At 29.4% G+C, this 12293-nt stretch carries 11 protein-coding genes and 2 pseudogenes; 12 read left to right on the top strand and 1 reads right to left on the bottom strand.

Features of this window, described 5'->3' with window-relative positions:
- The first annotated feature begins 17 nt into the window (after positions 1-17).
- The 12 genes and pseudogenes from HMPREF0216_RS05925 to mreB all read left to right on the top strand — a co-directional run bounded on the left by HMPREF0216_RS05925 (position 18) and on the right by mreB (position 11188).
- Entirely contained in the window at positions 18-497 is a 480-nt protein-coding gene (locus tag HMPREF0216_RS05925; RefSeq protein WP_005212403.1) for a F0F1 ATP synthase subunit B, read from the top strand.
- A 2-nt stretch (positions 498-499) separates the two neighbouring features.
- A pseudogene (locus HMPREF0216_RS05930) lies at positions 500-1040 on the top strand (F0F1 ATP synthase subunit delta).
- 10 nt (positions 1041-1050) lie between these two features.
- Entirely contained in the window at positions 1051-2565 is a 1515-nt protein-coding gene (atpA, locus tag HMPREF0216_RS05935) for a F0F1 ATP synthase subunit alpha (RefSeq protein WP_005212410.1), read from the top strand.
- A 38-nt stretch (positions 2566-2603) separates the two neighbouring features.
- On the top strand, positions 2604-3452 hold the full coding sequence (gene atpG / locus HMPREF0216_RS05940; protein WP_005212412.1) for an ATP synthase F1 subunit gamma: 849 nt from the start codon (positions 2604-2606) through the stop codon (positions 3450-3452).
- Positions 3453-3467: 15 nt separating this feature from the next.
- The gene (gene atpD, locus HMPREF0216_RS05945; protein WP_005212415.1) at positions 3468-4862 is read left to right on the top strand and encodes a F0F1 ATP synthase subunit beta; all 1395 of its coding nucleotides are present in this window, start codon (positions 3468-3470) and stop codon (positions 4860-4862) included.
- A 10-nt stretch (positions 4863-4872) separates the two neighbouring features.
- On the top strand, positions 4873-5268 hold the full coding sequence (gene atpC, locus HMPREF0216_RS05950; RefSeq protein ID WP_005212417.1) for an ATP synthase F1 subunit epsilon: 396 nt from the start codon (positions 4873-4875) through the stop codon (positions 5266-5268).
- Positions 5269-5478: 210 nt separating this feature from the next.
- Entirely contained in the window at positions 5479-6117 is a 639-nt protein-coding gene (locus tag HMPREF0216_RS05955) for a hypothetical protein (RefSeq protein WP_005212418.1), read from the top strand.
- A 21-nt stretch (positions 6118-6138) separates the two neighbouring features.
- On the top strand, positions 6139-7401 hold the full coding sequence (murA, locus tag HMPREF0216_RS05960) for a UDP-N-acetylglucosamine 1-carboxyvinyltransferase (RefSeq protein WP_040419102.1): 1263 nt from the start codon (positions 6139-6141) through the stop codon (positions 7399-7401).
- A gap of 208 nt (positions 7402-7609) precedes the next feature.
- Positions 7610-8662 (top strand): stage II sporulation protein D, encoded by a 1053-nt coding sequence (gene spoIID, locus HMPREF0216_RS05965; RefSeq protein ID WP_005212421.1) that lies wholly within the window; start codon positions 7610-7612, stop codon positions 8660-8662.
- A 137-nt stretch (positions 8663-8799) separates the two neighbouring features.
- Positions 8800-9633: a M23 family metallopeptidase gene (locus HMPREF0216_RS05970; protein ID WP_005212424.1), complete on the top strand. Its 834-nt coding sequence runs from the start codon at positions 8800-8802 to the stop codon at positions 9631-9633.
- Positions 9634-9743: 110 nt separating this feature from the next.
- A pseudogene (spoIIID, locus tag HMPREF0216_RS05975) lies at positions 9744-9983 on the top strand (sporulation transcriptional regulator SpoIIID); the annotation flags it as partial.
- A 170-nt stretch (positions 9984-10153) separates the two neighbouring features.
- Complete coding sequence (mreB, locus tag HMPREF0216_RS05980; RefSeq protein WP_005212427.1) at positions 10154-11188, top strand: rod shape-determining protein MreB; 1035 nt, start codon at positions 10154-10156, stop codon at positions 11186-11188.
- Between the two features lie 53 nt (positions 11189-11241).
- Here the strand turns inward: mreB and yyaC are convergent, their stop codons facing one another.
- The gene (yyaC, locus tag HMPREF0216_RS05985; protein ID WP_005212429.1) at positions 11242-11772 is read right to left on the bottom strand and encodes a spore protease YyaC; all 531 of its coding nucleotides are present in this window, start codon (positions 11770-11772) and stop codon (positions 11242-11244) included.
- Between the last annotated feature and the right edge of the window lie 521 nt (positions 11773-12293).

The following is a 12293-nucleotide window of genomic DNA, read 5'->3' on the forward strand; positions in this document are numbered from 1 at the left end:
AGGGGGTAGAATAAGTAATGGAATTTAATCTTGGTATTATGTTAGCCACAGTAGTAAATTTTTTAATTCTATTATTTGGATTAAAATATTTCTTTTTTGAAAAGGTAAGATTAATAATTGAAGCAAGAGAAAATGAAATAGTCGATAAGCTAGATAATGCTGATGAAGGGTTAGAAAAAGCAAGGACTCTTGCAATAAATAATGAGAGATTATTAAGTAAAGCAAGAGAAGAAGGTAAAGCAATCACAGAAGAACATAAGAGAAGAGCTGAAAAAATATATGAAGAAATAGTTGATGAAGCAAAATCAGAAGCTAATTTAATCATTGAAAGAGCTAAAGTTGAAATAGAAAGAGAAAAGGAAAAAGCGGAATTCCAATTAAAGAAGGAAGCCATAGACTTAGCTGTAGAATTATCTAAGAAGGTAATTGAAAAAAATATTGATGAAGAAAAAAATAGACAATTAATTGATGAGTTTATTTCTGAGGTGGGTAATTAAATATGTATGAATATTTAGACCGAAGATATGCCCTTGCATTGTATGAGGTTGCAGAAAAAAAAGGGAAGGTAGATGAATACCTAGGCGATTTAAGAGAAATATGTAGTCTTATTGACGATAATAGTGATTTTTTAGAAGTAATAAAACATCCACAAATAGGAACAAAACAAAAGAAGAAAACATTTATTAATTATATTTAAAGGAAAAATAGATGAAGAGTTATTATCCTTTTTATTAATACTAATAGAAAAAGATAGAATACTATTTCTAAAAGAAAAATTAAGAGAAATGGAAAAAATACATTTAGATAAGTTAAATGTATTGCAAGGAATTGTAAAGACTACTATACCATTAGAGGAATATGAATATAATTCGTTGGTAGATAAGCTTGAAAAGAAATATAAGAAAGAAATTATATTAAAAAAAATAGTTGATCCTGAAATTTTAGGCGGAATTTATGTAAGAATAGGAAATGATGTCTTAGATGGATCTGTAAAAACAAGGTTAGATGATTTAGAAAAGCTAATGCTTACTACGGAATAGAGGTGATGGCATGAATATAAAACCAGAAGAAATAACATCTATCATAAAAAAAGAAATACAAAGATATGAGAATCAAATCAAAACTTCAGATTCAGGAACTATAATTCAAATTGGTGATGGAATAGCAAGAGTTTATGGGTTAGATGATTGTATGCAAGGTGAACTTTTAGAATTTCCAAATGGAGTATTTGGAATGGCTTTAAACTTAGAGCAAGATAACGTTGGATGCGTTTTATTAGGCTCAGAGGAAGGAATAAAAGAAGGAGATATAGTTAAAAGAACTAATAAAATAGTTGAAGTGCCAGTAGGTGAAGGACTTTTAGGAAGAGTTGTTAATTCACTAGGTGAAGAAATAGATGGAAAAGGACCTATAAATTATGCAGGGACTAGACCTATAGAAGTACCAGCACCAAGTATAATAGATAGATCTTCAGTAAATGAACCAATGCAAACTGGTATAAAAGCTATAGATTCCATGATTCCAATAGGTAAAGGACAAAGAGAACTTATCATAGGTGATAGACAAACAGGAAAAACAGCAATTGCAGTTGATACAATATTAAATCAAAAAGGTAAGAATGTTATATGTATATATGTTGCAATTGGTCAAAAACAATCAACAGTAGCACATATAGTTAATACACTTGAAGAAATGGGAGCTTTAGACTACTCAATAGTAGTAGCAGGAACTGCATCAGAAACTGCACCACTACAATATCTAGCACCATATGCTGGTTGTAGTATGGGTGAATATTTTATGCATAAGGGCAAAGATGTTCTTATAATATATGATGATTTGTCTAAGCATGCAGTGGCATATAGAACTATGTCATTACTACTTAGAAGACCGCCAGGAAGAGAAGCATATCCAGGAGATGTATTCTATATTCATTCAAGATTATTAGAAAGAGCGGCAAAGCTTTCTAAAGAGCACGGTGGAGGTTCTTTAACAGCACTTCCAATAATAGAAACATTAGCTGGAGATGTAACAGCATATATTCCTACAAATGTAATATCAATTACTGATGGGCAAATATTCCTAGAAACTGAATTGTTTAATTCAGGACAAAGACCTGCAGTTAATGCTGGTATATCTGTTTCAAGAGTTGGAGGTAATGCTCAAATTAAGGCTATGAAACAGGTTTCAGGAACATTAAGATTAGAACTTGCACAATATAGAGAACTTGCGGCCTTTTCACAATTTGGATCTGATTTAGACTTAGATTCAAAGAGAAGATTGGAAAAGGGTAGAAGAATAGTCGAGATATTAAAGCAAGATCAATATAAGCCAATGGATGTTGAAAAGCAAATAGTAATATTATATGCAGCTGTTAATGACTTTTTATCAGATGTAAAAGTAACTGATATAAGAAAGTTTGAAGAAGAGTTCTTGGAGTATATGGATACTCATCATAGAGATATTTTAAAACAAATAGTTACTGAAAAAGAATTGACAAAAGAATTAAAAGAAAACATTGAAAAATGTATTATTGAATTTAAAAAGATGTTTTTACAAGATGCATAGCTTTATAAGCTATGCAATTCTTTAGGAGGTAATATACAGTGGGAGCAGCTGGACTTATAGAAATAAAAAGAAGAATAAAGTCTGTTGAAAGCACTAGAAAAATAACTAAAGCTATGGGGCTTGTTGCCACTTCTAAATTGAGGAAAGTAAGAAAAGAACTTATAGCTAATGAGCAATATTCAAATATGTGTAAAGAAGTTATAAATGAAGTGATTTCTAGTATTCCAGAAGGTTATGAATCAATTTATTTTAATGAAAATAATGGAGATAAACTATATATTGTATTAACTTCAGACACAGGGTTATGTGCAGGATATAACAATAACGTAGCATTAATCTTAAGTAATAGATTGATAAAAGAAAGCAATGAATCTAAGGTTTTAGTTGTAGGAAGTAAAGGAATTTCTTACTTATCACGTTATGGCGTAGATACATTTAATGAATATGTAGATTTGCCTGATATACCAGCAACTAAAGATATAAATAAAATATATAATGATGCCATATATTTATATGAAAAAGGTGAAGTTTCTGAAGTAAATATAGTATATACAAAGTTTATATCACCAGTTAAGCAAGAAGTTCTAATAGAAAAGATTCTACCAATAAAAAAGGATAGAAATTTAGGAACAGAATATATAATAGAACCGAGTGTAGAAGAAGTTTTAAAAAATTCTATGGATATGTATTTAAAGAGTCAACTTAAGACTTGCATGCTTAGTGCTAAAGCAAGTGAGCATAGTGCAAGAATGACAGCTATGGATGGAGCAACAGAAAATGCAAATGACTTATTACAAGAATTAAGTATTAAATTCAATAGAATTAGACAGGGAATTATAACTCAAGAAATTTCAGAAATTGTTGGTGGAGCTGAAGCTCAAAAGTAGCAAGGAGGAAGAGGTATGGCTGATAGCAAAATTGGAAAAGTAGTTCAAGTAATTGGACCGGTAGTTGATATAAAGTTTGATGCAGAATGTTTACCAAACATATACAATGAAATTAAAATTGATATGGGAGATAGAGAATTAGTTACAGAAGTTGAACAACATATAGGAGATGATATTGTTAGAACAATATCAATGGAATCAACAGATGGATTAAAGAGAGGAATGAAGGCTTTAGATACAGGAAAGCCGATCTCAGTTCCAGTAGGAGAGAATGTATTAGGAAGATTGTTTAATGTATTAGGTACTCCTATTGATAATAAAGGTCCAGTAAAAACTGAAGAAAGTTATCCTATACATAGACCAGCGCCAAGTTTTAAGGAGCAATCATTAGAGCCAGAGATGTTTGAAACTGGAATAAAGGTTATAGACCTTATAGCTCCATATCAAAAAGGTGGTAAAATAGGTCTATTTGGAGGAGCTGGAGTTGGTAAGACTGTTTTAATCCAAGAATTAATTAATAATATTGCTAAAGAGCATGGTGGACTTTCAGTATTTACAGGAGTAGGGGAAAGATCAAGAGAAGGTAATGATCTTTATCATGAAATGATAGATTCAGGAGTAATTAATAAAACAGCTCTTGTATTTGGTCAGATGAATGAATCACCGGGTGCTAGAATGAGAGTATCATTAACAGGTCTTACTATGGCTGAATATTTTAGAGATAAAGGGCAAGATGTATTATTATTTATAGATAATATATTTAGATTTACCCAAGCAGGTTCAGAAGTATCTGCACTACTTGGAAGAATTCCTTCAGCAGTTGGATATCAACCAACACTTGCTACAGAAATGGGTGCTCTTCAAGAAAGGATAACTTCTACTAAGAATGGTTCAATAACATCAGTTCAAGCTGTATATGTGCCTGCTGATGATTTAACTGACCCAGCACCAGCAACTACATTTACTCACTTAGATGCAACAACAGTTTTATCAAGATCTATTTCAGAGCTAGGTATTTATCCAGCTGTAGATCCACTAGAATCATCATCTAGAATACTTGATCCAAGAGTAGTTGGTAAGGAACATTATGAAGTTGCAACAGAAGTTAAAAATATACTTGAAAGATATAAAGAGTTACAAGATATAATAGCTATATTAGGTGTAGATGAATTATCAGATGAAGATAAAGCTGTAGTTGCAAGAGCTAGAAGAATTCAAAGATTTTTATCACAACCATTTACTGTTGCAGAGCAATTTACAGGTATGCAAGGAAGGTATGTGCCAGTAAAAGAAACTGTTAGAGGATTTAAGGAAATATTAGAAGGAAAATATGATGATTTACCAGAATCAGCATTTTTATTTGCAGGTACAATAGAAGAGGTTGTAGAAAAAGCAAATAGCATGAAATAGGAGTAGTATTATGGCAAAGTCAATGAAATTAAATATTATAACGCCAGGTAGGGAAGTTATAAAAGAAGATATAATAAGCCTAATAACATCTGAAAGTGATGGGAAGATTGAAATATTAGCTAATCACGTACCTATTATTGCATCTACAATTCCTACAATAAGTAGTTATAAAACAGAAGATGGACAGATTAAAAAGTTTTTTACATCTCAAGGAATTATATATATAAAAAATAATGAATTGAATTTTTGTTGTGATTCTTTAAATTTTAAGGAAGAAATAGATATAGAGAGAGCCGAGAAATCTAGAGATAGAGCTATTGAAAGGTTAAAATCAAAAAAAGATATAGATGTAGAGAGAGCTAAAAGGTCTCTGGCGAGAGCTTTAGCTAGATTGGAATTAAAGTAATATTATAAAAAGAACTAATACGTAAATGTATTAGTTCTTTTTTTGTATGTAAAATTTTATTGAAATTAGTACAAATAATAGTGTTTTATAAAAATTTTAGAGTAAAGAGAACTATTAAGGGGGATGTTTAATATATTATAATATACTATTTATTTAGTATAAAAAAAGAATAGTTGGACAATAATTTAGAGGAAAGGCAGGGGAGTTTATATGAAAAAAAGCTTTTATATATTTCTTTTAATCTTTTCTCTATTATCTATTAATGGAAGAGAATATAGATGTGAAATTGAGAATTATTCTTTTAATATTATTGAAAAATACTTTATGGAAGAGTGTGATTTTATTCAAAATGGTCTTAAGGTAGAATACACTACAAGAGAATCAAGAGTAAATGAATATCAAAGAATACTTGAAGCGTTGTTTAAAGATAATTTATATGTAAAAGAAGAAAAAAACAGTATTTCTGCTTATAGTGAAAATATTAATTATAGTGTTAAATTTGTACAAGATAATGAAATATTAAAAGTAGAGATTGTAATTTTAAACACGGATAAAACAGTTAATAAAATAAATTTAGAAAAGCTAGTAAAAAATATAAAGAGTAGTGAAACTATAGATGAAAGATATTTTTCGTTTATTAAGGGTAAGATAAGTAATGATAGTAATGATATATTTAATAAAATAGAAGAAAATTTATATGAAGATTCAATTAAAGTTGCAGAAATTAATAATGGATACTCTATAAAGGCAACTATGAAGGATAATGAAATGATAAATATTGGAAAGGTTAATTACGATACAGGTTCATATTTAATTATTGGAACCCCGATAATTTTCATAACATACTAACAATAAATTATGGAGGATAATATGGAAAAGATTATAGTTAAAGGTGGAAGAGAGCTTCATGGTGAAGTTGATATAAGTATTGCGAAAAATTCAGTATTACCAATAATAGTTGCGACTATTTTAAATCCGACAGAGATTACATTAAATAAGGTACCAGTGTTAGAGGACGTAATAGTTTTAATAAATTTATTAAGAGAATTACAATGTGAAGTAGATTTTTCGCCTATAACAGGGGAATTAAGAATAAATACATCTAATTTAAAAGAATTAGATCCTAATAGTGAATTGATAAGAAAGATGAGAGCTTCATTTTTAATTATGGGGCCAATGTTAGCTAGATTTGGAAGATGTAAAATATCTATGCCAGGAGGATGCAACATAGGAAGTAGACCGATAGACTTACATTTAAAAGGATTTAAAAACTTAGGAATAGAATCAGAAATAGGATATGGATATGTTGAAGCTAAAACAGAGAGAATTGTAGGCAATAGAATATATTTAGATTTTCCTTCAGTTGGAGCTACAGAAAATATAATGATGGCAGCAGTATTAGCAGATGGAGATACAATAATAGAAAATGCAGCTGAAGAACCAGAAATATGGGATTTAGCTAGATTTTTAAATAGCATGGGGGCTAAAATTGAAGGCGCTGGATATGGGAAAATAACTATTCATGGAGTTAATGAATTAAAGAGACCTAAGCCATTCACACCTATATTTGATAGAATTGAAGCTGGAACATTTATGGTTGCAGCTGCAATAACAAATAGCAAAATAACCATTAATGGTGTTAATGAAGAACATTTAATGCCTACTCTTGAAAAATTAAAGGAAATAGGGGTGCAATGTACAATAACAGGAGAAAAAATGTTTGTTGATGGGACATTAAGAAAAAATTCTGTAGATATAAAAACTATGCCATATCCAGGATTTCCAACAGATATGCAACCACAAATAATGGCGTTATTGTCATTAACTAAAGGGGTTAGTGTAATAACAGAAACAGTATTTGAAAATAGATTTATGCATGTTGGAGAATTAGGAAGATTAGGTGCAAATATAAAGATAGATGGAAGAGTAGCTATTGTAGATGGAGTAAGTAACCTTACTGGATGTGAAGTTAAAGCTACAGATTTAAGGGCTGGAGCAGCTATGATTTTAGCTGGGCTTGCAGCTAATGGTCAAACAGAGATAGGAGATATTTATCATATAGATAGAGGATATACAAATATAGAAGAAAAATTTAGAAATTTAGGGGCAGATATTTATAGGGTTCATAGGTAAAATATTTACTTAAAGATAATAAAGAGTTGTTAAAAGGCTGGATCGAAATTAAATATGAAGTAATATTATTTATAAGTTTTAATAAATAATATTACTTCATATGGTATTTTGATACAGTCTTTATCTATGGATTTTAATATGTATAAAATTAGAATTATTTAACAGATTAAAACATATATATAGATGTATAAATGTCTTAGGAGGGGCTATGAAAAAAAATAATAAATATATAAATAAGTTTAATCCATTAATATATACAACAATATTAATATTAATTTTTATGATTATAATACCTATGATGATAATGGGAAATAACTCAGTAAGTGCTGGGAAAATTGAAGTTGCAAATGGAGATGACGCAATTCAAACTATGGAAAGTAATGAAACAAAAGTATCTATAAATTCAAAAAATACAGTATCAATATACATAACTTTAGAAGATAGAATAGAAGAGGTTGATTTAGAAGACTATGTCTGTGGAGTTATTGCAAATGAAATGCCAGTAAGTTTTAATGTTGAGGCATTAAAAGCTCAAGCAATTGCTAGTAGAACTTATGTAGTTAGTAAAATGATAAATAAATGCTCTATTGGAAATGGTGCAGATATTTGTGATTCTACGCATTGTCAAGTGTATTCATCAAAGGAAAAGGTTTTTCAAAAATGGGGAGAGATAAATTCAGATGAATATTGGAACAAAATAAAAGAGGCAGTTGATGAGACTAAAGGAAAGGTATTAACATATAATAATGAGTTGGTTTTATATCCTCAATTCTTTTCAACTAGTTCTGGAAAGACCGAAAGTTCTGTAGATGTTAATGGAAATGACATACCATATCTTAAATCAGTAGATAGCTTAGGGGAAGAAATAGCACCTAAGTTTACCAGTGTAAAGGAAGTTGCTATACAAGAATTAATATCAACAATAAACTCTAAATATCCTAATAGTGGTTTGAATGAAAGTAATGTTGCTGACAGTATAGAAGTTTTATCTAGAAGTGATGCTGGTGGAGTTATTGAGATTGAATTAGGAAATCAAAAAGTAAGGGGAAGTGAATTTAGATTTTTGGTTGGATTAAACTCAACTAATTTTGATTATTCAATAGATGGAAATAAAATAATATTTAATTGTAAGGGGTATGGCCATGGAATTGGTATGAGCCAGTGGGGCGCTAATGTGATGGGCAAGAATGGTAGTACTTATGAAGAAATATTAAAACACTACTATACAGGTGTAGAAATAAATGACTTAACATTTAACTAATAATATAAATTATGAAAGATCTCTATTTATATAGAGGTCTTTTTGTTTTTTTATGGCGAAATTTGATGCAAAAAAATAAATGAATATATGAATTAAATTATATAACAAGGCAAGAATACAAGAAAGGAGGTGTTTAAATGGATAAAAATAATAAAGTAAAGGACTTTTTTAGAAGGGAGGGCTTTTACTTAGTTCTATTTATTTGTTTATGTATTGTTGCTACTGTAGCTGCTTTTACAATTAAAAATAATTCAACAGCTAAGGAGCAAAGCCAATCAAATAATGAATTTACAATGAATACAGAAGAGGCTACTTCAGATGAGTCTTTTGAGTTTCAAAAGAGAAATGCAGAGAGAGTTGAAAATAATGATGCTTTAGTTGAAGAAAACAACACTGAAGAAAATGAAGTAGCAGAAAATACTAATGAGGTAGAAGAAATTACTGATGAAGTAGCAGAAGTTAATGAAACAGAGGAAAATGGGGAAATAGCAGAAGTTGAAAGTGAAGATGAATATGTTGATGTATCATCAACAACAGATGTTATGTTTGCATTACCTATAGATGTTAATGCAGATGCTATTTCAAGAAAGTTTGGAACTATGGTAAGAACATATGAGGATGAAAGTAGAACAGAGGATAATACTAGAAGAGGAATTGATTTAAATGCAGCTGTAGGAACTGTTGTAAAAGCAGCAGCAGAAGGTAAGGTTGAAGAAGTATCAAAGAATACAACTGATGGAAATTATATTGTTATTTCACACGCAAATGGATTAAAAACAAAATATGCAAATTTAAGTGATGAAGTATATGTTGCAGTTGGAGATACAGTAGAAGAAGGTACTGAAATAGGTACAGTTGGAAATAGTTCAGGTATATTTACAGCTCAAATTTGTGGAGATGTATTAAATCTTCAAGTTCAAGATGCAAATGGTAATGATGTAGATCCTGAAGCATATTTTAATTTTCAATAATATTTAATATTAGTGTTAGGAGGGGGATAAACTCCTAACACTAATAAAATGTTTTTATAATGATATTTTAATTTAATAATAAAATAGATAAGATATGAGGAGGTAGCGTATTGAAAGACTATATAGAGGAAAGAGTATTAGAGGTAGCTCAATATATAATAGATTCAAAAGCTACAATAAGGAAAACTGCCAAAGTATTTGGGGTAAGTAAAAGTACAATTCATAAAGATATGACCGAGAGATTGCCTAAAATTAATCCAGCTATTGCAGAACAAACTCATCTAATATTAGAGCTTAATAAGTCAGAGAGACATATTAGAGGTGGAAAAGCAACTAAAATGAAATATAAGGTTGAAAACTTAAAAGATCAAATGGAAAATAAAATGGAAAAAGCGGAAAATGAAGGTGATTTAAAATATAAAGCTATTGAATGATATTTCCAATACATATATAATGAGAGAGTAATAAATTGTAGAAAAATTGATTATTTTGAAATTATTATATGTTGTAGGAGGATAAGATGTGGTTTTGGAGAAGTAGTAATGACATTGGAATAGATTTAGGTACAGCAACGGTTCTTGTTTATGTTAAAGGTAAAGGGATTTTATTAAAGGAGCCATCAGTTGTAGCTATAAATAAAAGTAATAACAAAATTTTAGCTGTTGGAGAAGAGGCTAGAAAAATGATAGGAAGAACACCAGGAAATATAGTGGCTGTTCGTCCACTTAGAGATGGAGTTATATCAGATTATGATGTTACAGAAAAAATGCTTAAAGAATTTATAAAAAAAGCATGTGGTAAAGGAAGAGTTATTGCGCCTAATGTTATGGTTTGTGTTCCTTCTCAAGCTACTGAAGTAGAAAAGAGAGCTGTAATAGATGCTACAATGAACTCAGGAGCAAAAAAAGTACATCTTATTGAAGAACCTTTAGCGGCTGCAATTGGAGCTGGTTTAGATATAACCAAGCCTAATGGCCATATGATAGTTGATATCGGTGGTGGAACAACAGATATAGCTGTAATATCATTAGGTGGAGTAGTTATTAGAGAATCCATTAAAATAGCTGGAGATAAATTTGATGAGGCTATAATTAGATATGTAAGAAATAAGTATAAAATTTTGATTGGTGAGAAAACAGCTGAAGATCTAAAGGTTTCAGTTGGATCTGTATTTAAAGGATCAAGAAATCTTTCTACATCAATAAAGGGTAGAAACTTAATTACAGGATTACCAGATGAAAAAATTATAGCAACAGAAGAATTAAGAGAAGCTTTATTAGAACCAGTATCAATAATTGTAGAAGGTGTAAAGACAGTATTAGAAAAGACGCCACCAGAATTATCTGCTGATATAATAGAAAGAGGAATATTAATGACAGGTGGAGGATCGCTTTTAGATGGGCTTGATAAGCTTATAGAATTCAATACAGGTATAAATGTTAATATTGCTAATAATTCTATAGAAGCTGTTGCTCTTGGAACAGGTCAAGTATTAACTTATATAGGAAAATTAGATAGTAAAAATATAAATGGTGAAATATCATTAATAGATTAAAATATAATAAATATTTACAAATAAAAAAAGCTAGAAAACAAAATGTTCTAGCTTTATTTTATTATAGTATTTAAGTAATAAGCATGAATTAAGCCATGAGATATAACTTTAGCCATTTCAAAAACTAAGTGAAGTCGAATACTTCTAGAAGTAAAGAATTCAGCATTATCACTTGAATCAATAATACCAATTATAGAAGCAACACCGACATCAGGAAGAGATTTTCCAACACCTTTTCCAGGGTGAATAGGATAATCCCGTGTATGAATTTCACCTATAGATTTTGCGTCACCCAAGCAAGCATCAATACCAATAATTGAAGAGGTAGGATGAAGTTTATTTATTTCAGCTAATCTTTTATCTAAATTTAATGCGTGAATAGGGTTTTGTAGCGTTCCATAAATTGGCAATGGGAAATTATGATCTTCTAAAAAGGTACCTACTAAAGGACCAAGGCAATCACCAACACATTTATCAGTGCCAATACAAACTATAATACTATCATTATTAATATATTTTCTCATAAATTCAGCAATCTCATAATATGCTAAATTAGATTTATAGTTAAATTTTCTTTTTATCAAATAATTCCCCCCTTGATCACTATATAGTTTAAAGAAATAAGTAGTAATGCTTAGTATATAAAACTTAAGTGATAGTAATATTGATAAATTAAATTAAATTAAATGTTGTTGATGTTAAATATATAGAATGATACTTCCATTAATATATATGATTATATGATGAAGAATATAATTTTAAATGAATAAAATATTTCTTTATTAATAAAATAAGAAATACTAACACAAAATGTTACTAATTAAATTAAGTATATTAAATGAATTATTATAGAAAGTTACATTTATATTTTAAATTTAATTATGATAAGCAAAATAAAATAAGAAAAACACATTAAATAAGAGTAAATAAAAGAAAAACGTAGAAAATGAAAAATAAAATCGATAAACAATAAAATTTAGGAGTTGAAAAAACAAGATAATGACTATATACTAGTCTTTGTCAGTTCGGTAACACGAAGTTAAAGGACGACAAGTTATTAATTATATAAAGTTTAAATGGGGGAGTTCCCGAGTGGCCAAAGGGG

The organism is Clostridium celatum DSM 1785, from assembly GCF_000320405.1.
In the GTDB taxonomy this organism is placed as follows: Bacteria; Bacillota; Clostridia; order Clostridiales; family Clostridiaceae; genus Clostridium; species Clostridium celatum.